The sequence below is a fragment of the Fuerstiella marisgermanici genome (genome assembly GCF_001983935.1).
In the GTDB taxonomy this organism is placed as follows: Bacteria; Planctomycetota; Planctomycetia; order Planctomycetales; family Planctomycetaceae; genus Fuerstiella; species Fuerstiella marisgermanici.
On record NZ_CP017641.1, the window covers coordinates 3,174,718 to 3,198,488 of the forward strand.

17 protein-coding genes are annotated in these 23,771 nt (G+C 55.1%); 9 read left to right on the forward strand and 8 right to left on the reverse strand.

Annotated elements, in window-relative coordinates; translation table 11 throughout:
- Nucleotides 1-201: 201 nt before the first annotated feature.
- The gene (locus tag Fuma_RS12030) at nucleotides 202-600 is read right to left on the reverse strand and encodes a DUF2237 family protein (RefSeq protein ID WP_077024359.1); all 399 of its coding nucleotides are present in this window, start codon (nucleotides 598-600) and stop codon (nucleotides 202-204) included.
- 329 nt (nucleotides 601-929) lie between these two features.
- Between Fuma_RS12030 and Fuma_RS12035 the strand changes: the two genes are divergently transcribed.
- The 7 genes from Fuma_RS12035 (at nucleotide 930) to Fuma_RS12065 (ending at nucleotide 10,939) form a co-directional block, all read left to right on the forward strand.
- Nucleotides 930-1,574 (forward strand): hypothetical protein, encoded by a 645-nt coding sequence (locus Fuma_RS12035; RefSeq protein WP_145944129.1) that lies wholly within the window; start codon nucleotides 930-932, stop codon nucleotides 1,572-1,574.
- A gap of 14 nt (nucleotides 1,575-1,588) precedes the next feature.
- Nucleotides 1,589-2,404 carry an ExeA family protein gene (locus tag Fuma_RS12040; protein ID WP_077024361.1) on the forward strand — a complete coding sequence of 272 codons (816 nt, stop codon included), beginning with the start codon at nucleotides 1,589-1,591 and terminating at the stop codon, nucleotides 2,402-2,404.
- 523 nt (nucleotides 2,405-2,927) lie between these two features.
- Nucleotides 2,928-3,149: a hypothetical protein gene (locus Fuma_RS12045; RefSeq protein ID WP_145944130.1), complete on the forward strand. Its 222-nt coding sequence runs from the start codon at nucleotides 2,928-2,930 to the stop codon at nucleotides 3,147-3,149.
- 514 nt (nucleotides 3,150-3,663) lie between these two features.
- Entirely contained in the window at nucleotides 3,664-4,176 is a 513-nt protein-coding gene (locus tag Fuma_RS12050) for a hypothetical protein (protein ID WP_077024363.1), read from the forward strand.
- 89 nt (nucleotides 4,177-4,265) lie between these two features.
- The gene (locus Fuma_RS12055; RefSeq protein WP_077022466.1) at nucleotides 4,266-5,387 is read left to right on the forward strand and encodes an ISAs1 family transposase; all 1,122 of its coding nucleotides are present in this window, start codon (nucleotides 4,266-4,268) and stop codon (nucleotides 5,385-5,387) included.
- Between the two features lie 6 nt (nucleotides 5,388-5,393).
- A complete protein-coding gene (locus tag Fuma_RS34810) occupies nucleotides 5,394-7,190 on the forward strand; it encodes a WD40 repeat domain-containing protein (RefSeq protein WP_077024364.1) in 1,797 nt (598 codons plus the stop codon).
- Nucleotides 7,187-10,939 (forward strand): WD40 repeat domain-containing protein, encoded by a 3,753-nt coding sequence (locus tag Fuma_RS12065; protein WP_158520952.1) that lies wholly within the window; start codon nucleotides 7,187-7,189, stop codon nucleotides 10,937-10,939. The genes Fuma_RS34810 and Fuma_RS12065 overlap by 4 nt, the downstream gene beginning before the upstream one ends.
- Before the next feature lie 212 nt (nucleotides 10,940-11,151).
- Here the strand turns inward: Fuma_RS12065 and Fuma_RS12070 are convergent, their stop codons facing one another.
- The 7 genes from Fuma_RS12070 to Fuma_RS12100 form a co-directional block, all read right to left on the reverse strand.
- Nucleotides 11,152-13,245, reverse strand: a complete 2,094-nt coding sequence (locus tag Fuma_RS12070; RefSeq protein WP_145944131.1) for a hypothetical protein — start codon at nucleotides 13,243-13,245, stop codon at nucleotides 11,152-11,154.
- Nucleotides 13,246-13,452: 207 nt separating this feature from the next.
- Complete coding sequence (locus Fuma_RS12075; RefSeq protein WP_077024367.1) at nucleotides 13,453-14,328, reverse strand: GGDEF domain-containing protein; 876 nt, start codon at nucleotides 14,326-14,328, stop codon at nucleotides 13,453-13,455.
- Between the two features lie 344 nt (nucleotides 14,329-14,672).
- Nucleotides 14,673-15,536: an HDOD domain-containing protein gene (locus tag Fuma_RS12080; protein WP_077024368.1), complete on the reverse strand. Its 864-nt coding sequence runs from the start codon at nucleotides 15,534-15,536 to the stop codon at nucleotides 14,673-14,675.
- Between the two features lie 264 nt (nucleotides 15,537-15,800).
- Nucleotides 15,801-17,564: a serine/threonine-protein kinase gene (locus Fuma_RS12085; RefSeq protein ID WP_077024369.1), complete on the reverse strand. Its 1,764-nt coding sequence runs from the start codon at nucleotides 17,562-17,564 to the stop codon at nucleotides 15,801-15,803.
- A 15-nt stretch (nucleotides 17,565-17,579) separates the two neighbouring features.
- A complete protein-coding gene (locus Fuma_RS12090; RefSeq protein ID WP_229360902.1) occupies nucleotides 17,580-18,803 on the reverse strand; it encodes a PQQ-binding-like beta-propeller repeat protein in 1,224 nt (407 codons plus the stop codon).
- A 187-nt stretch (nucleotides 18,804-18,990) separates the two neighbouring features.
- On the reverse strand, nucleotides 18,991-19,947 hold the full coding sequence (locus tag Fuma_RS12095) for a ParB/RepB/Spo0J family partition protein (RefSeq protein WP_083731986.1): 957 nt from the start codon (nucleotides 19,945-19,947) through the stop codon (nucleotides 18,991-18,993).
- Between the two features lie 161 nt (nucleotides 19,948-20,108).
- Nucleotides 20,109-21,320, reverse strand: a complete 1,212-nt coding sequence (locus Fuma_RS12100; RefSeq protein ID WP_077024370.1) for a hypothetical protein — start codon at nucleotides 21,318-21,320, stop codon at nucleotides 20,109-20,111.
- A 973-nt stretch (nucleotides 21,321-22,293) separates the two neighbouring features.
- Between Fuma_RS12100 and Fuma_RS34815 the strand changes: the two genes are divergently transcribed.
- A complete protein-coding gene (locus Fuma_RS34815) occupies nucleotides 22,294-22,602 on the forward strand; it encodes a hypothetical protein (protein WP_145944132.1) in 309 nt (102 codons plus the stop codon).
- Between the two features lie 302 nt (nucleotides 22,603-22,904).
- Complete coding sequence (locus Fuma_RS12110) at nucleotides 22,905-23,456, forward strand: RNA polymerase sigma factor (protein ID WP_077024372.1); 552 nt, start codon at nucleotides 22,905-22,907, stop codon at nucleotides 23,454-23,456.
- Nucleotides 23,457-23,771 lie beyond the last annotated feature (315 nt).

Consider the following 23,771-nt stretch of genomic DNA (forward strand, 5'->3'; position numbering starts at 1 on the left):
AATCACTCGCGTGTGCTCACGGAGGCCATGCGTTTTGGCCTTTCTGAGGCCAATCGCGGCTCAAGAACCCACTCGCCGTCGATTGTCTATTCGCCGTACTCACGCCAGAGAATACCTGACGAAACGCAGGAACTCGACCGATACCACGTCCAAATCGCAGTTTGCCATGCTTCCCGGCGAAGTGAGAATTGCAAAAACTGCCTAGTCTTCCTCACCGGGAGACGGAGCCGGCGCTTCGTTGGCATCCAGACCATATTCCAGCAGCGTGTCCATCGAAATGTGTTCAATCGCGGACATGTGAGTCGCTTTCAGCAGCAATTTCGGGGCCATTCCGGCTTCCAATGCCTCAAGCCAGCGAGGCAGGCACAGGCACCAGCGATCACCGGGCTGCACGCCAGGAAACTGGTATTCCGGAATGGGTGTGGAAAGATCGTTGCCAGCCGCCTTCGAAAATTCCAGAAACTCGGCCGTCATTTCCGCACAGACCGTGTGCATGCCATGGTCGTCGCCGCACGTGTCGCAGGTTCCCGTACGGAAGAATCCTGTCACCGGATCCGACGAACACACCACCAGATCGCCGCCAAATACATTCTTAGCCATGTCGATTCTCTTCCCCTGGCCCCAGCTTCACCGGGCCTGCCTCCCCAAAATCACGGAAGACACCTGCGAAACACGAGCGTTCGCGGGGGCCTGTCCCAATTTTGTGAGGCGCTGATTTTGATCGGCTGATTCCGCCGAATTAGCAGAACCGTCAAGTTCATTCCAACCGGACGCCGATTGTATCTGATGGGGGAACCGTATCGCCATTCATTCATGCCGTTTTGCCGAACGGTCGCCGCGATGACAGCGACGGTACCGGAACGAACGCGACGACTCAGGAACCAGCGTTCGTCCGGCAACAAAGACGCAGTCCGGTCGGGGACAGGATCATGGACAGAAGAAACAAGACATCTGTAGCCGCAAAGTTTTCGCTCGCGGGCCTGTCGCGACGGCGCAAAATTGCGGCCGTGATATTGCTGGTTTTGCTGGGAGCAGCAATATCAGACACCGGCACCCCCGACACCGACGCAACCATTTCACAAAACGAACACGGCACGTCCCACACGGACATGGACGAAATCTCAGCCCTGCTGGACGTGTTTAACGAAGAACAAGACGGCTCAACCGCTGAACGCACTCCAACGGAGCCCGACCCCGTTCACAACACGACGGCCGTCACGCACTTTGACCAGGCCGATCAATCACCCGGCCTGCTGACTATCCCGCCCGCAGCGACCTCCGCAGTGACCACCACCACGAGCACCGCAGCCGAATCGCCGTTTCAGAACGTTTCGCAATCCGCAGACTATCCGGTCGACTCCACTTCGACAGAAGAACTGTCCGCAGACGACGAAACCGCCCTCGATCTAATCCTGCCAGATCCCGACGTCGCCACAACCATCGAAGACGATGCGTTTGAACCCGAAGCACCGCCGTCACAAATCATTGTTCGTCCGGCGGGATCACGACCGACCACCAGCAAGCCGTCACGGACATCCATTCGCTTCACCGGCACCATCTACCCCGTTCAATAGACACAGAGAACAGCATGTACGAAACCTATTGGAATCTCAGCCGCAAGCCGTTTGGTTATCGAGTTGCGGTCGACGACTTGTATCGTTCGAAAGCCGTTCAGTCTGCCGCGCTGCGCCTGCGCTATTGCATCGACAACAATGCCGGGGCCGCTCTGTTGCTGGGAGCATCCGGTCTCGGCAAGTCTAGTTTGGTGCAGCTATTGAAAGCCGATGGAACAGAACTGCGACCGTTCGTCCACGTCGCCTTTCCCCGCCTTTCGCCGTCGGAATTGACTCGCGCTGTCGCCTGCGAACTGCTGCAGCAGGACAACGTAGAAGACCTGCCGACTGACGTGCTGCTGGTCAAACAGTACAACTGTTTGTTAAAGCATGCGAAGCAGGGAAACCATCCCGTCATCGTCTTCGACGAAGCTCACCTGCTAAGCAACGACACTCTTGATGAAGTCGTTCTGCCGCTCTTGAATCTGGCGGACACAGACTACGGCTTACAGTTTTCCGTCATCCTTGTCGGCCAGGCCGTGCTGGGATCTCACATCGCCAGAAACGCGCAACTGCGAGAACGCATCGCCGTAACGGCAACCATGCACGGGCTCTCTGAAAACGAAACGGCCGACTACATTCGCACTCGTCTGGCCGACGCCGGTTGCGAACGAGAGATCTTCACGGACGAGGCCATCTCAGCCGTGATGAATCTAAGCGGCGGCAACCCACGCCGCATCAACCGCCTCTGCGACATGGCACTGCTGGTCGGCTATTCGGATCAGGCTCAACGAATCGAAGGCACAGACATCGAAGCCCTCGCCACCGAAATCTTACCCGCCGCCGCCTGAGTATCGAATTCCACTAAATCGCCCCTTGTGAGAACCGGAGCAACATGTATGGCTAGGGTTGGAACGAGGAACGAGTGGAACCCCCGGGGCTTCCTTCGCTTCGCTCGACAACGTAGAAATCGCACTCGGCGCATTACGACGGGACCGAAGCTCGCTGAGTTTGGGGCGATACGGTGGATATGCTCGATCATGGATGTTCGCTTGAATGATGCGTCCGCGGTCTACCGCGCGGACATTGCTCGCTGGGCGGTGCAATTGCTGAACGATTCGAGATCTGTAGTCGAACGAGTAGGCTCGTACTTCGCAGCCCGGCACCGCTGGCGCGCATCGAGTTGGCGTGCAGATCGATTTAACAGTAGAATCATTTGCTTAGCGTTGTGGACCTTCATCTCATGTCTTTCTGTGGCAATGGCATGACGAATATCAACACCATCCGGCCGAGTTGCGGCCGGTCCATATTCGCATTGATCATCAACCGCCACAACCAGCTAAGGTCGGCGTTATGCCCGTGGAACTGATGCTCATGAACCTCCAATCTCTGAACAAAATTTGCTTCACAATCTGCATTGTCTGCATTGTTCTTGGGACTGTCCTGTCATTGGCAATGATCTGGGGCGAAGTCAGAGGCAACTCGTTTGTGTGGAAGTCGTGGTTGACATTAGGAGTGCTCTTCCTTGCATCTGCACTGACGCTTAGCGTGAGCAAGACATTGGGCGGGCGGACTGGATCCGGCAACAATGAGTGACACCGGGTTCGTACGGTAGTGCTGAGGACGCCATTCTACAGAACGAACAGCACCCAAAAGCGCAGGCTTAACTCGACACCGTTCGCTGTGTTAAGACGGCAGGGTGGCACTATTGATGGTGTGTGTCGATGAGAATTTGTGGTGTGCCACTGGTCCGGCCAAGTGGCACGCAGCGAAGTGGGAACGCTGGTCTGAAGCCACTGTTGGACTCGGGAATTTTGCTGCGGTGCGATATGATTGAGGTGGCCAGTTGGCGCCGCCTGCGAGGCACGGGGAAATTGCTTCGGTCCTCGCCTTCACGCTTCTTCCGATTCCCCGAGCTCTCCGGCCGCCGAAGTCCAGGACTTCCATTCAGGCCACCGCCAGGTAAACTCAAGGGCATCCACGCGTCGCCACTGATGGCCTCGCCGCACAACCAATTCGCCATTGTGGCAACCCGAGTCTTGGTCGGGCTGTTTCCAAGTTTCGGCGCCGCTCGCCACGCCCGGTCGTTATCTCATTAAAGGCAGTTAAAATGAAGTTGTTTTTCGCGGTTGGCGTGATCTGCGTAGGGGCTCTTTGCGTTGGTGCTTCACGACCAGAAGCAGGTTACTCACGGGCTGAATTTCAGGTGGTGCAAGAAATTGCGAACACCAAAGTCACTCTTCTTCAGATTTCTCGTGTTACTGCATTCACGCGCCAGTCGAATGAAAATGAAACAGAATTCCGGGAATTCACACCCGGCGTTGAGGTGATTTATCTTGTTGAACAGATTGACAATGGGCCTAACGCGGAAGCTCATCATGGTACTGCGCAAGTTCTTGAAAACGGCACACCATTGCAACCAGCAGAAGGCATAGTCTCGGGCGGTGCTGGAAGCATGGAAACTTACTCAAGCTCCATGCACATCAACGGATCTGATGTGCCACGCGTAGACGACTCCGCACGCGCCAGGATTGTTCGAGACTACATACGGGGTGTTGTTCCCAAAGGACCAACAGTGGACCTGCGGCTTCAAATTGTAGGCGGATTGCGCGACATTGGATAAGATGGTATAGATGGCAACCTTCAGTGTCAGTGTGATGTTTCACGCTGCTATGTGTGCTGAAATGTTTGAGCCGCGAAAGGATTCCTGCCATGCCTTTGTCCACCAGTTTTGTCGATCATTTCTCTGATGTTACGGATCCAAGGCGCGGTGAGCCGGTCTATCCGCTTCAAAATATTCTGTTCATTGCAGTCTGTGCTGTGATCAGTGGCGCGGATGATTTTGTCGCGATTGCGAAGTTTGGCAGAACGAAACGAGATTGGTTTGCGAAGTATCTCGATCTGTCCGCAGGGATTCCGTCGCACGATCGTTTCAACGCCATCCTCGCTCTGATTCGTCCTGCAGAATTTGAAAAGTGCTTACTGAATTGGATCACTTCTCTGCAGAAAATCAGTGACGGACAAATCATCGCGATCGATGGTAAGACACTCCGTCGCAGCTATGACAAAGCCAGTGGCAAGTCGGCCATCCACATGGTCAGTGCATGGGCCACAGCCAATCATATCAGTCTCGGGCAAGTCGTCGTCGATGCGAAGAGTAATGAGATTACGGCGATTCCCAAACTGCTGGAATTGATCGAGGTTTCCGGTGCTTTAGTGACGATTGACGCCATGGGTTGCCAAACGGAAATCGCGTCGAAGATTGTCGACGCAGAGGCGGACTATTGTCTTGCCGCGAAAGGCAATCAGCCCACGCTACACGCAGGTCTCGTCGCGTTCTTCGCCGACCATTTGGAAGATGACTTTGCACGCTGTCCGGTGCGACGATTTGAAACGAAAGAAAACACCGGCGGCCGCGAAGATTTGCGACAGTATCTGATCTGTCGTGCGCCGGAGGATCTTCCGGACGCACATCGCTGGAAGAACCTGAAGGCGATCGGGATCGCGATCAACAACACTCTCCGCGACGGCAAAATGTGCATCGGCATCCGCTATTACATTTTAAGCCGTTATGTCTCCGGCCGTCGTTTCGCCGAAGCTGTGCGGAGCCATTGGGGTGTCGAGAACAATTTGCATTGGCAACTGGACGTCACTTTCCAGGAAGATCAATCGAGGATCCGCAAAGGCCACGCAGATATGAACTTCAGCATCCTTCGCCGCACGGCGTTGAGTCTTCTGAAAAACGAATCCACAGCCAAGGTGGGGATCAAAAACAAAAGACTCAATGCTGCCTGGGATGAGACATACCTCGCGAAAGTCCTGTTCGGCAAATGACTTAACGTGCAATCCCCCTGGACATCGCTATCGAACCTGAAATCGTTTGCTGGGCACCGCCATTCGGTTTCGGTTCTGGCTTATGGCCCGCAAAGCTCCCTGATCGCGTCTGGTGACACGGGCGGCGAAATTCGTATCTGGGATACTAAAAACGCGAACCAGGAACCCCTGTACCGAGTACTTGCCGGGCATACCGACGAAATCTCAATGTTGAAATTCAATGCTGATTCGTCACGGCTCCTTTCGGCAAGCGAAAGTGACCGCACTGTCCGAGTCTGGGACGTCCTCGCCGAACGGGAACTGGAGATGATCTCGTCCACAAGTTGCAAAAATTTGTCGTGGGTGCCCGGACAGCAAAGACTGATTTTGGCGACCGGGCTCTTGAATCCAGACAGCGTTGGTGGAGTTGGTTTCCAGACGCTAACGACTGTCCAGTTTCTGGGAACGGAAGCGACAACGATAGGCCATTCGATCGACGGGAAGACGAGAGTGACGTTAGATTCGCAAGGCAACTCCGAAAATCGTGATATCGCTGTGTGGTACCCCGCCGCACCACATGTGGTCGATGCATTTGGAAAGGGGATAGAGCTGACTGCCCTCACAGCGGATCGCAGTGGTGCATTGACTGCGACGAAGGACGGATCTCTGGCGTTGTGGGACATTCAGACGGGCAAGGAGACGGGACGGCTTGTAGACCGGAGTCTCGTTATAGAGCGGACGAGGTTTCCACGCTTCACAACTCTGGCAATTTCACCCGATGGCAAGTTTGCAGCATCCGCCACAAAGGACAAACACTTGCAGTTCTGGCGATTGCCGGATCTACCAATGCCAAAGGGGCAGTTGCGGCGATTTGACGTCTACGAAACCGTGCACGTAGTTAACTTTTCATCAGACGGTAAATCAGTGGCTGCGGGCTGCAGAACGGGAATCAAATACAGAAACCTCGACGAAAAGAGAGTCTACACCTACGAAGACGTGATTAATGTCAAGCAACCTGTGACCGCATTGGCTTCCACAGGGGACGGCCACGGGTATGCATTTGCAACTGGCCTGCCGCGAAGTCAGAGCAACTTTCTTGCCGTGCAACTTCTACCGCGCTGGCGACGCAACAGTTTTGGCCGCACGATTAAGAAAAGCCAAGGCCATACTGACGCAATCACTGGAGTCGTTCTCCTGGATAACGACAGGCAGATGCTGTCCGGATGCCGTGATGGAACACTGCGGTTCTGGTCCGTCGATTCAGGTATGGAGCTCGACGCGATTGACGTAGATATTCCTATCAACAGTATTGCAAGATCGCCAGATGGCCGTCGACTTCTGGTCGCTGGTGATGATAGCGCCGTCCGCGTATTCGACTTGGAAACCAAAGTCGAATTGGCGGTGCTTTCGGGGCATTCATTCCTTGTTCAACAGGTGAGTTGGTCGCCGGACGGTGCATACTTTATATCCGCGGGCGGCGACGGCAGCGTGCGGGTGTGGAACGCTGAGACACTGCAGACTGTTCATGTACTGACGGGACACGAGGATCGCGTGAACTCCGCCAGGCTAACGAATTACGGACGTTTCGCCGTAACTGGCGGCGAAGATGGTACGGTTCGCTACTGGGATGTCGTTGCCAGGCAGGAGATTGCCGTGTTTCGCGGACACACTGGACCAGTACTATCTATTGACGTCAATACACTTGGGACCAGAGCCGTCTCCGGAGGCCTCGATCGCACGATTCGTGTATGGAGCCTCGACAGGGCGGCCTGGAATTCTGTAGGCGACCGAATAGAGCAAGAGCCCACAGAAGAAGTCCCATGAGTAAGACACCAGCGGACCACATCAGCGTGCAGCGACGTTTTATAAATCCGCGCCGAGTCGGAATATGGATCTTTATAACGCTTTTGTGCGCACTCACCATATGGCAGTGGCGAGCGCGCAGTGATCACGGGGAAGCCATGCAACAACTGGCCGATGCACTCCGCGAAGTCGACAGGGCAACGCGAACGGAATTTACGCTCGCCGAGGCAGAAGCAATGCTGAATTCATCTGCACGGGTCGGGCCGATTCAACAATCGGACGAAACGATGGTTGCGCATCGCTGGAGAGGACCTTTCCGCAGTTACACGATTCGGCTGCGTATTGATGCTGATGGCCAGGTTGTTTCATTCGATTCGGAGTCCATAATCCCGGATCCTGTCTCAACGCAGACCCTAGCTGACAATCTTTCTACGGATGATCTTGAGATTCGGCATCGCAATAAGATTTTCTCCGACATTGACTTGATGATCGAAACGGCCAAGGTGCCAACTCCCGGCGGACCAGGTCGAAAAGCAAATGCCCGCGTTCGTGAAATGCTTGCCGGGGATCTCATCGATCCATTTGCACCAGTTGCCGACACGATCGTGCAGTCGGAATTTGTGAAGCAGCGAATTGATTGGTACCGCCGTCAATGGCTGGATAGTTTTCGCCAACATTCGCAGAAGAAGCCACAGTGGTCGGAACTAGCCGAATCGTTTCTTGCTACGGCAGCGGATGAAGTTGGGGCGAACGGATTCAACCGCGCCGTTGAGGAACGAATGGAATCCGCGATCACAGACTTGATCAAGGCAGAATGTGACGATCCACTTGTACTTGTCGTTATGCAACAACTGAGGCATAGTGGCCGCCGATACTACTTTAAAGCCCCCGCCGGCCTTATCGATTCATTCTACAGTTCCAGCTACCCCGCCAACGTCGCATGGCTGGCTGCATATCCTGGGTTTGATGCAAGGGAACTGCTTCGGCTGCAGGCGATGCAAGCACCGGACGGGGCGAAGCCCAAGCACGATCTGCTAACCGTCGACGACCCGATCCAGATGCGAATTCTCTATGGGCGCCTTGCGGGAGACACCGACATTTCCCTGCAACATGGAGATTCAGAATTTGAGCGCCAGACCGATTTGCCGCTCGTGCTGGCGACTCAGAATCCATCTCCCTGGTTGCAGCACATGCTACTGGCATCGATCAAACTGGCCGGGCAAGATTGGGACATGGCACGGGCCTGTCTGCGGAATGGCTGGTATGTTATGCGAACGAATCCCGAAGCACCCGGGCAGCTTTTTGCACTAAACGCTTTGCACCATCAGTTTGACGGAGATTCGGTACCGACGAGCGCGAAGGAAGTTGACCTCTGGTTCTCACTAACCACTCAGGCACAGGTTGACTACCCGCCATTGTATGTTGCGAACCGGAATTGGTTGTACCGAAAGCATGGCGCTTCCTACCGTCTGATGATGGAATATGCCGAGCGGTGTCTTGCGACGAAGCGTTTCGACACGGACATTCCATTGCAGTTTTTGCGAGTCATCCAAGAGCTTGCGTATCACGCCAATCGTGACAGAGGAGTCCCGACGCGGATGCGTTCACGCCAACACTATGCAACGCCGTCGATCCATGCAGGTCTGCAGAAGCTGGTCCGCGGCTATGAGTCGCGCACGGACCTGACCTGGCTGAAGCACTACTTGTGTTGCTCGGCATATCTGACCGGTCAGTTTGACGAAGCGGTCGCTCTCCTGAAGGAATCAGACATGCAGTTGAATCCGGACGTGATTGTGGAGTGCCAGGTGACACCACAGGAAATCCAGCAGGCCTCTGTAGACTGGCAACAACCGTTTCAGCCTTGCTTTCAGAAATCGGTCTGCCAATTGGGCTTCGTTGAAGGCGGGAATTCGCTGATCTGTCTGGACCGAAACGGAGTGGCCTACCGGCTAAACACATCGTCGGGAGCCATTGAAGGCAGGTCGTCTGCAGACGACAACTTGCTCGTGGTTTCAGCAGCAACGGACGGCCCCAACCTCGTCGCATACGACAGCAATGAAACGGCATCGATTCGAGACCTGAAAACATTCGGCCTGGTCCGAAAACTATCGCTTAGCGGTGACAACGCCCGGATGTACGCGGTGGCTGGCAGAAAGGAATATTGGTTCACGACCCATGACAACGCTGATGGCAGTGGGATTACGATTACGCCACACCGACTCAACGATGGATCGGCGGAACCGGGCTTCGCAGCACCGCACGTTTACGCGATGCAGTTCGATATCGCCGCCCGGGAACGGCGGATCGCATTCATCGGTGTACTGCTAAATCCAGTTACCGGGCAGAATGAAGCACATGCCGACGTGTGGAACCAGGATAGCGGAGAGCGCATACTGACCATTCAGCCGTTTACAGCAGGAACGGAGCAAGTTGCCATTTCCGCAGACGGAGCGATCCTTGCTGTGTCAGGAGCTGACTGGCAGGCCTATTCTGACACGGGGGGCTGTTTTCTCCGGGAGTCCTCCGTGAAACTTGTCGATATCAGTACCCGAATTGTGAGGACTGAACTGAAGCATCCCGGCACGGTGTCCACTCTGATGTTTCTTGACGAACATAGCCTTCTGGCCACTGGCTGCGCAGATGGTATCGTGAGGCTATGGAATTCAGTCACTGGCGAATTGGTCACCAGGTTCATCGGACATAGCCGAGGCGTGTGTTCACTGGCCTGGCTGCCTGAGAAGAACAAGCTTGCGTCGAGTGATGAAGAAGGCCGCATCCGACTTTGGAGTGTCGATGGCTCATCGAAACAGCTCCAGATTTCCCTCAATTCATGGGCATTCGGCACCTTGACCCGAATCGACATGGATCCTGAAACGCAGGATCTGCTGACCGAAAGCAGGGAAGAAGGGGCGTTACGGTGGCTCGCGAAGTCAAATTATCAGACTCATCAACCGGCATCCAAGGGCCCTTGGCAATGGACGTCAAAGAACGAGTGCCTTGTGGTCCGCAGTCCGAGGGTGAGCAGAGATGAAAGCATAGAATCACAGCAAAAGCCCTGGGCGGTGCAGATTCTGAATGCTGACACCGAGCAGGAAATACAAACCATCAAGGTGGTCTCGAAGGAATTCGTCAAGGCTGTCATTTTTCCGTACGGCGACTCGGCGGTGACCACCGGAACTTCTGCAACCATCTGGAACTTGCGGACCGGAGAACCCTGGCCGTGGGGAATCCTGACCGGTCACCATGGCGTTGTCAGTCACATCAGCTTGTCCAAGAACGGGCGACGGCTCGCAACAACCTGCCGCCTGCCGAAACCGGAAGTCTGCATATGGGAACTACCGGAGGACTTTAATGATCCCAAAGCAAAGGCAAGGCTCGTTTTACAGTTTGAACCGAAGCTAGCCCTCAGTTACCACGAAGGTGCGACACTTTCGCCGAGCGGCAGTGAATTCCTGATCCCAAATTCCAGCAAGTCCAGCCAGCTATGGGACGTTGCAACCGGAAAACTGCGGGGGGCTGTGGATGGGCGATCTGCTTCGTTTTCTCCGGACGGAACACGTTTTGTAGTTGAGGACAGCGATGTAGGTGCCGTCGTGTACGACACCGTTACGCTCAAGCCGGTCAAAAGCATACCAGTGTATGGTGGTCGTCCGCACCTTCTGCGTTGGGGGACTGACGGCTCCAGAATCTATTTCTCGGTCTGCGGTGTGGTGTCTGCGATCGACTTAAAGGCTGGCACCGACTTACTACGCGCAGCACCCGACCGGTAGGGAGCTGGATTTGTTTTTTTGGGGGGGGACTGAGCTTAGGAAGCTCAGAACGAGGCAGTTGCTGGCACGTCTCCACGTGTCGGTGACGTGTGGCATTGAACAAACTTCGTGGTAGTTTTCGAAGACACAGGCAGCAGGGGGATTTCGAGATGGCATCAGCTCTTCAGATCGACTGGCAGGGATGCTGGGTGTCGCCGGGTGTTTGTTTCCGGTCACTCCACAATCGTCGCCAGTTTCGCCGTAGGCAGGCGTCGTTGAATGGTTGCGTAGTATGTCAGCAGCGGCTGGCGTAGACCCTGCTTTGAAAGGTCCTCAACCAGCTGACGATTTCGTAGGCTGCAATTTGCCACTCGTCGCCATATCCGCATCGCGTCCTCGTGGTCGCCCTGAACGGCCGCAATTGTCGCAATCCGTCCCAGCCACTGAGGAGTTTCTGACGAAGTGAGACGTGCATTGGCCAAACCGAAGATCGCGTCTGCTTTGCGCCAATCTTTCAAGGCGAGGTACGATTCCAAAAGCGTGAAGTTTGCCTTCCGGCGAACGTCGTTATCCGTTGTTTTCTTTGCGGCATGGACAAGCGACCGAACGGATCGTTGAGTCTGCTTGATTCGGTTGAGAACCCATCCAAGCGTGGCTGCTCTTGATGCATCCGCATCATCAGCAAGCGCGAGTTGTTCGGCATGCGTGCAATGGGCGTCCAGAGACTGTGGTCGTGCCGCTTGAAGCATTCGCCACAGCAGGCGTTCTTCGGTATGCCCCCATTCTTCGCGTCGGGACAGCCAGCCCCACAGTACGTCCTGGTTTGTGTTGACGTACTTTGCCAAATCGAATGCCATCGACCTTGCGGCTCCTTCCGATGATGCAGAATCGGCGGGCGCTTCTTTCATCTCTGAAAGCAACAATTTCACCGCTTCAGCATGTCGATCCTGTTGAATCAGGAATCTCGTCAGATCACCCAACAGCCACCGTCGCATGTCCGCTTTCCCTTTGCCACGAGTTGGTCCAGCAGGCTTGCACAACTCCAGGCCACGTCGCAAGGCGGATTCCTGCTCCTTCACCTCGCCCCGACCTCGGAAATACGTAGCTCGTTTCCGCCAGTACTTTGGATCGTCCCTGTTTTCCGGTTCCTGCTCGCGAATGCGACCTTCAATCACGTGAGCTCCCGATGCGGCCTGCACCATCCCGGAAAGGTGCAGGTTCAGTGGCAGGTCATTGTTTTGCCGCATCTCGGCCGCTTTGACCATCACCGCCTGTGACTCATCAGCCTTACCCAGTTTGAGTAGGCACGCCGCTAGTTCTTCCAGCAATGTGACGGCAAAGAATATTCGGCCTCTTTCGACCGGCATACCGACACCCTGACCTCCACCGTAAAGCCGCATGAGTTCATCAGCAGTGACGTTCGTTTCTATCGCGCGACGCAGGAATGCTTCGGCCGGAACCGGCTGTTGGAGACCCACTAACAGGGACGCAATCGTTCTCTGGTCAGTTGCCTGCGCAGGTCGACATACCTTTGCCATCCAGTTCAATGACTTCGGCATGGCTTGCGACTCAATAAAGCGTACGGTGTCCAGCGATTTGAGATACTCAATCGACAACGAGGCGTTCTTAGGCTCAACTCGCACTGCGGCTTCCAGTTTCTTCAGTTCAGCCGAGGCTCTGCCCATCTCAGCAAGCTGTTGCAATCGCAACCGCCGCCAAAAATCAATCGGCCGCGTTGGCTCGAAATGCGTGTCCCACTGGCCGTCGTCGTCGGGGCCTTTACGATCCGTCGCAGCTTGATCGTACGCACGAACTGATTCCACCCGCGCATCGAGCCACGCGATCAACTGCTCGTCAGTCCACAGTGGCTGATCGCCGGCTCGATAATGTTGCAGCAAACGGTTGTCCAGCGAAAAGTCATGAATCTGCGGAGCGAACGTTTCCACCAATACCCGAGCAACGTCCCATGCCTTGTGATCGTCCGTGGCCTGGTGATAGATGCCGTTGAGTAGATGAAGCGACACGTCTGGATTCAGTCGGCGGAGCGTCTGCAGCGCGTCACTGGCTTCATCGTCGAGCGCAGCTCGCATGCAGATATCGATTTTAATGATCGCCGCACGAGGCGTTTTCGGTTCGCTTTGTAGCAGCTCCGAAGCCCAGTCGACCAGATTCTTTTCCTCAGTGACAAGCTGCCGAGCAACGCTGTTGTCAATTTCCCACCAATCGAGTTCTTCGGCGGAAGCATGTGAACTAATTGGCGTGCCAACGGGCAGCTGTACGGTCAACACAACTACCGTAGACAGCAAGCATTTCGTTACCGATAACATCAGCGACTCCTTGTAGCCGAGCCATCTTAACCAGCAACTCCAGTCGCTGCCAGAATAACCACGAGACGCGGTGCAGCTACCGACCTGAATAGACCAGCCGTTTTAGTTTCGATGCCTGAACCCAACTCGCCCCATGAACTCGCTGCTGCGGGTTCGCTTACGGGCTGCTGATTTCGTTGTATCGGTGGCATTGTGCCGCCGCCTGCATCATGGGCGCAGGCAGTTTCGGCCGGCGGTCTTTGCGGCTAGTGTTTGGCGGCTGACGCTTTCCAGTAGTTGTTGGCGGGACTGGTGTTCGGCGTTTTGTTGGGCGACTCCGATGCTCATCGTAACGTGGAATGGTATGCCGGCCGTTGATTCGAATTGTGTGCGTTCAACGGATTCGCGAAGGCGTTCCAGGATCCTGCGTGCATTAGTCAGGTTGGTGTTTCTGAGGACTACCAGGAACTCTTCACCGCCGTAGCGGCCGACCCAGTCTGTTGAACGGATGTTCGCTTTGATGATCGAGCACACTTGTTTCAGAACGCGATCTCCGGTCGGCCAGCCGTGGGCTTTATTGACGTCGCCAAAGTTGTCGATATCGATCAGGCCGACAGACAGTGAGATTGAACCGCAGCCTGCAGCCTGTACGTCTGATTCCAGTTGGCGGTCCAGGTAGCGGCGGTTGCGCACCTGCGTGAGCGAATCGGTGGTCGCGTGGTGCTTCAATTCCATAATCAACTCACGCCTTCGTTTCGAAGCCGTGAGTTGGCTGGTCTTTCTGGCGGCATTCATGTGCAGCCGACAGATGCGGTATTCGATCAAACTCCACGGGCTGCCGACGAGGCAAAGGTCGTCACCTTCTCGCAATAGCTGGGTGGCCGTTACAATCTGATTGTTGTCGGAAATCAACAGTGTTGGCGCGGCGATACATTGCCGACTATCCTCATTTCCCAACTCATTTATTTCGGGGAAAACATCCCGTACAAGAACATCATACGGTTTCTCGACGTTGCCAGGTTCATGAATTCGTAGTAGCGGCGAAGTGGAAGGCGGCTGTTTGGAACGCCAGCAGACTTCGATTGGTTCGGGCAGAGAGAACATTGTGGGCCGTTAAGCTTGAGTACTGGTTTGGGTGTCACAGAACTTGTCTGCAGCAACAACCCAAGCATAGCACGCGACTTGCCACATTTCTTCCGCGAACAATGCTGTGTCGCGCATGTTGAATATGAGAAACGGCTCAGACTCGTATTCCCGACCGAGCATGTTGCAAGAAGGCAACATTCAGTCAGTGGCAACAACGGGTGTGGGGGCAACAGCGCGGAAGTTAGTCATCGCGTAATCGCGCCCGCTCAAGCGTCGATCGACTGGCCGCCAATTCTAAATGGCGTCGTGCTTACGGCTGACGCTGCGCCGGCGTTGTCAGGCGACATCCGCAGTGGACGCCATCAGTCGAAAAGGTCGAGAAGTTGTTGAAAGCGATCCTGACTGGCCTTGGCGATCGACTGATAGGTCTGGTCATCTACACCGAGCGCCATAATGGCATCGGCTACGGACTCCAGAGTGTCGATCGATACGTCAGGGTGACCATCATTCTCCAGAGCAATCTGGTTGGCCAAAATCACGCCGTTCCACAGGTCCTGTTCCCAGTCTGGCGGATTGTGGTGGTTCTGGATAGCCATGGAAATCTCTTCCGGCAGCTTCCAGTGTCGCGTGACCACTGCGCCGGCGAGGGCATGGTCCACGCCGAGAATCTCACGTTCGGCATCGATAGAACAACGGCCGGGGTGAGTCGCTAAAAATTCAGCCATCAAGGCTGATCGCTCGGGAGTCAGGTGCCGGGCTAAAATCAGTTTTCCGAAATCATGCAACAGCGCGGCTGCACTCAGGCCCGATCCAAACTTTGCAACACGCCGAGCTGCCAGTTCCTCTGCCGCGGCAACGCTGGCCACGCAATGACGCCAATAGCTTTGTGTTGTTAGTCCGAATGCGGACAAATCAGCTTCGGCTGGTGGTTTCCCCGTCGTTGACAGTGCCAATGTGAGGATGGTGCCGGATCCGAGTCGCACGATCGCGTCGCCAACGGTTGCCGCAGGCCGAAATATGCCGCACGCTGCAGAATTGGCTAGTCGCAGAAGTTTTGCGGTGAGGACTGGATCGAGCGCAATAACTTTGATCAGCTCACTGACTTCGAACATCGGATCGCCCAGAATATCGATAATTCGGGACGTTGTGTTCGCCAGGGGCGGAAGTTCGCGCGCAGTAGCGGCCAATGCCTCAGCAGATAGCCGCGATGACTGAAAGCGTATCATAGTGCGAACTCAAGGTATGCGATTGCAATGATTGAACGCCGTGCCGCTCACTTCAAAGTACTCCACAAAAATGTCTCCGCGCACGACCTCTATATCTACACAATCGACGTTCGGCTCACTTAGTGTTTTGAAAGAGCGTTAACTTTAGCCAAGTTGGCGGGACTTCCCGCCCAACCCTGCCCTGCGTAATTGCAGCAGCCCTCAAGCTCGTGGCTGGCACTATGTACATGGGGAAAAACGAGCGGGAGGTTTCCCGTCCACGAGTCATTCAGGATCAGAAGGTATTTCAATCACGGTTTCTTCGAGCGCATCGTGAGGCGTTCCCGAAATCGCCGTATCGTCTTCTGTCATGCTTTCATCACTGGCGACGGTTATAAGCGTTGACGCCTGGTCGGCAGCCCCCGTGTGCAAAGGCCGTTGCTGCCACCATTCTTCCGCCTTCGCCCAAGTCCAGCTTCGTGCGTTAGGAAGGTCTTCGAGGGCTTTCAGCATTTCATCGGGGTCGGAAAACCGATCTTTGGGATCTTTCTGCAGGCACTTCAGAACGACGGCCTCAAGTTCCGGACTGGCTTCAACTCCGATGTCAGCAAATGCGGGAGGCGGCTGCGTGGCGTGCGCGATCACCAACTGGGGAACATTCTGCAGATCGAAGGGCGGTCTGCCTGCCAGAATATAACAAGCAGTTGCACCGAGTGAGTACAGGTCACCGCGACTGTCCGGCGATTGGCCTTTTGCCTGTTCGGGACACATGTAGCGCGGCGACCCCTGAAGTTGGTCCGAATTTGCGAGTTCAGGCCGATTGTCCGAATTCAGTGGACGCACAAGGCCGAAGTCCAGCAACTTGACGACGTCGAACCGTTCGCCAACGTGCGCGAGAAAGATGTTGCTTGGCTTGATGTCGCGATGCACAAGTCCGTGAGCCGCTGCTTCGCGCAGAGCACTGCAAACCTGCCTGAGGATAAAGATAACTCGTTCTTCCGGCATTGGGCCGTGCTTTCGAACAACCTGGCTGAGGTTGCAGCCGTGCAAGTGTTCCATCACATAAAAGAAAGTGCCTTCTGCGGTCTGTCCGTAGTCGAAAACCTGCACGGTGTTCCAGTGAGTGAGCGTGGCCGTCGCCTGGACTTCTCGTTCGAACCGACTGAGCATGACTGGATTTTCTGACATGTCCGCTCGAATCACCTTCACTGCGCAAAGTCGTTTAAGCAGTCGGTGTTCGGCCAGATAAACGTCCCCCATTCCTCCACTGCCGATTTTTTCGCGAAGGCGGTACTGGCCCAGCTGTTCCGCCTTCAGTGCTCGATTGCGCCAACGATTCATGATGGCGGTGCCGTAGATTGCGCAGCCAGCACCAACGGCCAGTGCCAGAAGGTTGCCGGAAAATACGCCGCTGGCCGTAACGTGACTCTGCCGAAAATCGCGGACGGCCCGCATGGATGATTCGTTCATTCCGATCACGAAGCCTGGCGTGACTGCCATCAGAAACACCATCACCGCCGCTCGCCCTGGCGTGTTGGGAATAAACATTCCATAGATCATCATCAGCCCGAAGGTGGCAATGATTTGGTCTTTGACAGCCGCCACAAACGACACTGCCGTAAACGTGATGTCTTCTGCCGATTGAGGCGTCAGCATGGTGAGTTGATTTAACTGGTTGTAAAGCTGCACGCCCAACTGCAGCGACATACCCAGAAAGATGCCTGTTTCAACGGAGCGCAGCCAAAAATATGACGTCGTCCGCGGACTGTACAGCCAGGCCGAAGCGACAAGCAGCGCTGTTAAAATAACTCCATCGAGAGGCACAGCCGAACCGTGCAGAATCAGGGAACGGATCGTAAACGCGCCCTTGGCCAATAGTAACACCGTTGCGGCTGCGCGGATGCGGCGACGCAGCAGTGCCTGATCGGCCGTTTCGCTAACGCTGGAATCGGTTTCTGCAAACCGCAGTCGCGCTTGGTTGGCTCGAAACGTGATCAGTTCGGACAGCGACTGGTAGATTCGGGCCAGCAGCCCGAGCGCGGGTTTCATGTGAGTGGAACTTATTTAGTTGCGAGGCAATTCAACACACACCAATCGGCCGGCGGCATTGCGACCGTAAACCTTACCATTGAGCAGCACGGGCACCGTCCAGCAGCGACCCGTCAGGAATTTTGATCGAGCCAATTCTTCAAAACTTTCGCCAGATGCCTTCGCCACGACCAGCTCACCTTTTTCGCTCAGGATCAGCAACTTCTCATCTGCGACCATCAGCGAACCACAGCCAAGGCCTCGCTGCTTCCACTTCACGTCGCCCGTATCAAAGTCCATGCAGGTGAGCGTGACGACGCGGCCGAGGTTGGAATTGCCATCCATGCCGTACAAATTCCCGTTCAGCAGAATGCTGTTATTGAAATGGTTTCGCATCTGTTTATTGGAATAGATTTCCTTCAGTGCTTTGCCATTGAATTCAAACAATCCACAGCCAACGTTGTACCCCGTCGAAATGTAGATCCTGTTGCCGTAGATGATAGGCGTGGTGGAATTTGTGCGAAACGGTGATTTCCACGGCGTGAACGCAACTTCAGTTGCGTCGTCGCTGCGGCTAATGCGCAGTCCGTCACAATCGAGGCTTGCCAGCAAACTTTCGCCATCGTGGGTGAAGGAACGGACGGCTCCATAGCCGGCCGTATGTTTATCTGTCTGCCACAATTTTTTGCCACTAAGCTTATCGAAAGAAACGATCCGGCCGCCCTGCAGAATTAACTGCTTGCCGAGAATCAAGGGCGACGAATTGAAGCCCCATTCATGCAGTGGGACACCGAGTTCCTGTTGCAGGTTCTGTTCCCAAACGACCTTGCCCGTCTTACGCTGCAGACAGATCAACCGACCATCAACGCTTAGCGTGTACACATATTCGCCATCGATCGTTGGAGTTGCTCCGGGGCCACCTTCGTATAGGTTGGCATTCAATTCTGCTGGATAGCTGTGCGACCAGACGACTGTTCCATCGTCCGCGTTCAAGCACCAAACCGTTTCTTTGCCGTCGGCGTGGCCCATTGAGTAAAGCAACCCGTCGACAATACTGACGGAACTAAACCCGGTACCAATTTCCTTCGACCACCGCACAGGCAGCCCGTCTTGGGGCCAATCTGTTGACCATCCACTTTCAGCCGAGACGCCGTTAAGGGTAGGTCCCATCCAGTTGGGCCAGTCGGCGGCCTGAAGAGGCACGGTCAGGCATGCGACAAAGACGGCGATGATTGAGGTCGTTTTTTGAATGGTGTGCATGTGGTAATTATACAGAAATATCGGCGGCTGTCGGCCTTGTTCAAGCGAAAGGGGCAATGGAGCGTCCCGACTCGCAACTGGTTGGTGGTCGAGGAGTTTTTATACAGCTGCAAACGAAAAGAAGCCCGGCTTTGGTGAAAAGCGGGGCTTCTTAAGGTGTGGTCTGTTGGACAGCTGGGCTCGCGAACTAACCCGCGTTGCGTAGCTGGCCGACAATGCGTTCGAAGTCGTCGTTAGAACCAAAATGGATCACGATCTGACCGCTATCCTGCTTCTTCAGTTTCACTTCCACTTTCGCCGCCAGCTTTTCACGAAGACTGTCCTGCAAAGAAATGACGTGCGGCGTCAGTTCCGGCTTTGCTGATTGTTGCTGAGGTGTCTCGTTGCCCTGAGGTGCGGGCTGTTCGGCTGGTCCCTTCAGGATCGCTCGCACTGCTTCTTCTGTTTTGCGAACGGAAAGCTGCTGTTCCTGAACCTGCTTGGCAAGTTCCACTTGAGCGTCCGCTGGCAACGCCAACAGAGCTCGCGCGTGGCCGCCGGAAATACGTTCCTGGCGGACAGCGGTTTGAACTTCTTCGGGCAGTTCCAGCAACCGTAGCATGTTGCTGATCGTCGACCGGTTCATGCTCAGCTGTTTGCCGAGTTCTTCGATCGTGCCTCCGAAACGTTCGAGGTATTCCTTAAACGCGACCGCCTTTTCGATGACGTTCAGGTCTTCGCGTTTCAGGTTTTCTTCGATTGCCGCTTCGCAAACCTGCTGATCTTCCAGCACGACAACGCGACACGGAATTGTTTCCAAACCGACTTGTCGAGCGGCTCGCCAGCGACGTTCGCCGGCGATCAGCTGATAATTGTCCCCGTTGGCTCGTACCAGCAGCGGTTGCAAAACGCCATGTTTGCGAACGCTTTCCGCGAGTTCGTCGATCGCTTTCTGATCGAATTCACGGCGCGGCTGGAACGGATTGCGTTCGATGAGCTCAACACTCACTTCGTCCTGTTCGGGCGAATGCAGCTTGATTGCCGGTGCGGCCTCGCTTCCCGAATGAGGGTTGCTGCCGAGTAGTGCATTCAGGCCGCGACCAAGTCGACGCTTCATCGGCGACTGATCGGACTCGGGTACTGAAACGGTCTGCTGTTCTTCCATGGCGTCGTTCTCTGCGATAACCGAGTAAGGCTTGGCAGCACCAGCATGACGGCTGGTGACGTGCGGGTCACACGCATGATATCGACACAACCCGCGCAGCCGATTCAGTCGTTAGAACGCCTTAACGGTCTGGTAAGATAGGACGTCTTTTCCGGCTGCTGTCAATTAACCACTTGGCGATTTCCAACTTGCTGCACAGGGGCGCGGTTCGCTGGAGCACCGGCGACCGGCTTGTTCATCCGGACGGCTGCTGCCGTCTGGGGCTTGTTGTAAATCACCATTTTGAAGGCTTTGACGCCGTTCAACGGTGTACCACCCTTGGGATCCTGCGCACGGACGTGATACGTGTCGGTCTGCTTTGGAGCCGGACCGCCGTCAATTTTGCTGATGGACTCCGCCGGAATGCCGACGGAAAGCAGCAGCTTTGTGGCCACGTCGTGAGGCATGCCGATCACGTTGGGCACGGTTGCCAAACCAGGTTCTTTTTCTTTGGCGGACGGTGCTGGCTGATCCTGTCCCGGCTGAATGACGTGAATTTTGTAGTCTCGCGGCAACTTGGGATCCCACGGGTTCTTGCCGAGCAACTTCTCAATCAGTCCGTTCTTATTCACTTCCATATCCTGGAAGGCGTAGTGCGTGGCTTTCGTTCCCGCTGGATTCACCAGCTTCACATCATTGGGCAGCCATGTTTCTGTGTTCAACATCACATCTGCCTTACTCCAGTTTTGAGCATCTCCGCGTGTAAGCGGCGTGGCTTCGATCCAAACGAATGTGCGCGCTGGGCGAAAGTCCCGCTTAATAGTCATCGCAAATCGCTTCACGGCATCCTGCGGAGGCAGGCCGAACAAAAACGGCAGCGGGCTGTTCATAATTCCCTGACCGCGATTTTCCGGCGGAAGATTGACGACACGAGCCTCTTTCTTGGGGTCATCAATGTCGAAAACTCTGGCTCCGTCGCAAATCCAGCGCTCCGGATCGTCTGATTTCAACTGGAACGGCTTGCCGTCTTTGGTCCGTTCGACCTTAGTTTGAGTCTTACGTTTTTCGAGGATGTCGTCGGTGATGTTGACTCCCACCACGTCGATGCGGCCCTTGTCGGGAGCTTCGTACCAGAATTCACCTGTCGCCAGCTTTTCGATTCCGAACGTGTAGTCGTACGACCGGCGCTGGTGTTTCCCATGCAGCTTTTTGACGCCTTTGCTGCCGTCGGCCCATTGGCCCAACAGCACCCACAACTCTCTCGACACCTGCGTCTTCGCGGCTGGCTGTCGACCATCGGGTTCCTGAGCCGTTAAGACTCTGCCGGATGCACTGAATGCAACCAGAACCAAAAACGAAGTAGTAACGACAGTGGTAGTGTTGAAACGGAGCATCGGACTCCTTCCGATGGAAGTATTCGAAGGCGGAAAATCGGACTCGTGGTATCAACAATCAGCGATCCTTCGCCTGCTGACCACCAGCCGGCACCCCACTTGAGGCGCAATGATGTTCCGACCGTAAGTGACGACGGAACGGCCTTATAATAGGTGACGGAAATCGCGGGAATACCGAATTCGAAATGCATCCTGGATCGGTAACCGACGTTTACAAACTGCGCAAGCTGGGAAGGGCAGAAAGTGCGAGTCGGTTGTTTAGACCGGCAATATCTGCGGGATGCGGTGTGGTCAGCGTAGTGACGCACAGCTCGAATTTCTGTTTGCACACGACAATTGGCATCAGAGAGGTCAACTCACAGGCCGTAGGTGGGTGTGTCCAAACACGTGTCGGCGGTCTTTCTGCAACTTCTCAGGCTGCCGTTTCCACGGTACAAAAGCGATTTTGCCTGCGTCTCTTGCTCTTATGGTGCTGTTTCCGTGCGTGAACGGCGGCGAAACCAAATGTCCAACTGGCCAGGAAATTTTGTCGAAATGCCAAGCCGTCGAACCAATTGGTGTTTTTCGAAGCGAATGTTGGTCACATAAGGTGATGCGTGTGAACAACTTACGACGCCGCACGGAAATTCTCTCCCAAATCTAAAAGAACCCGGTAAACTTCCCGAACCACTGTGACGTTTGTGATGTCATAGCGGCATGGCAGAGATTTTCGAAAGACTCCGCCATATTTTTTTTTAGTCAGGCCAGTGGCCTCAAAGCACTCACCCCGCTTTGCTCTCCCAACGGGTGACTGAACTTTCGGGTTGTTGTTTTCTGATGTGAGCCACGCTTACAGCAGAGACACCGGAAGTTTCTCACAGTTCGGCGAATCGCATGTGCATTCGCCAAATCAGCGTCGTGACAAACGCGACGCAACGCAATGGACCGTACTTGCCCTCATCGGGCGCGGGACGACTTACAGGAAGGCAGAACAATGCTGCTTACAAACACAACGATTACTCAGACCACCACCGCAACCGTTGCCGCCGGCAATGCGATTGTGAGCGGCGTCGAGTCACGTGGTTGTTTTGCCTGTCCCGCACATATTGCAGACCAACCATCCGAGATGTCGGTGGCGAAACGCATAAGCGTCCGCCGCGAACGGCGCTCCGGAAGAGTCCTGCCAGCGATGTATTTGAGTCATTCGAAGTCGTGGCAACAGCCATGGCTAAGTGAGCTCAAACCGCTACAGGCCAAACCGGAAGTCCTACTCGGACTCGCGTTGGGCTTAAGTCTTAGCTGAAGCGACAACCTCAGCCTCCCGTCAGTCTCTGACGAAATCTGATTCGCTTCACCGCCAGACCTCAGCCTGCCGGACCGGACACTTGTTCCGCGTCTTCGTGTGCTTTGGTTTTCGACGGCTTTGACTTTGCTTCCGCCATCTTTCGGCGACCGGCAATTTCTCGCCTTCGTTTGGCTGTCTGCAATTTCTCTGTGCTCTGATCATCTTTTTCGTCCCGGTACGAAACCGGACATCGATCGAGCGTTCTTGTACGGTTCCACACCGACGGCAGTGCCGTCTTCCAGACATGGAGTCTGAATATCATGTCTCCTGACACAATTTTCAACATCGTTGTTCGCGCTCAAGCGGGCGATACGGGTGCCTTTGGTCAGCTTTTTGAGCACTTCCAGTCTCGCGTGTTCGGAATCGCCATGCAGCGATTGCGGAACACGGCGGAAGCTGACGAAGTTACTCAGGAAGTTTTTCTGCGAGCGTTCCGGAAGCTGGCTCAGTTGAAGGAACCGGCTGCGTTTGCGGGCTGGCTGTGCCAGATTGCAACTCGGCTTTCCATCAACCGAGCTGTCCGACGTCCGCCGGAAACGGCCTGCGAACCTGCTTCGTTTGAAGTTTCGCAGCAGTCACCTGATACGGCGGCTAACGACCTGATGCAGTTGGAAGATGCCGAACAGCTTCGCGATGGTTTGGATCGTCTTGGCGATCTGGACCGACGCACGCTGATGGCCTTCTACTTCGACGGTCAGTCGTTGAAGGAAATGAGCGTCGTGTTTGACAGCCCGATCGGCACGATCAAGCGACGTCTGCACACAGCTCGACATCGTCTGCACGACGTGCTGACAACAATGCAGCCCGCCTGAATGTCTCTGACAACTGGCGGTGAGAAATGACGCGGCGGGAAGAAATTCTCGTCGCGTTTTTTCGTTTCGTGAGCGTTCGATCAATCCGTATCGGAGAGTCGCCGAACCGTTCGGCTGGTTCGACGGGCGGGAAGCCGACCTGATGTGATGTACTGGCGGCAGCATGAGATCTTGAATTGTGCAGCTGCGATTGGCGCCGGATGGGCCGACAGCAGCGTGCGCCACGGGATTTGCTGCCGCCCCGTCGAGGCTTTTCGCTCAGGGAAACGCATTTTTCGTCGGCTGACGCCCTCCGGGCTAAAAACCAGGCATAGC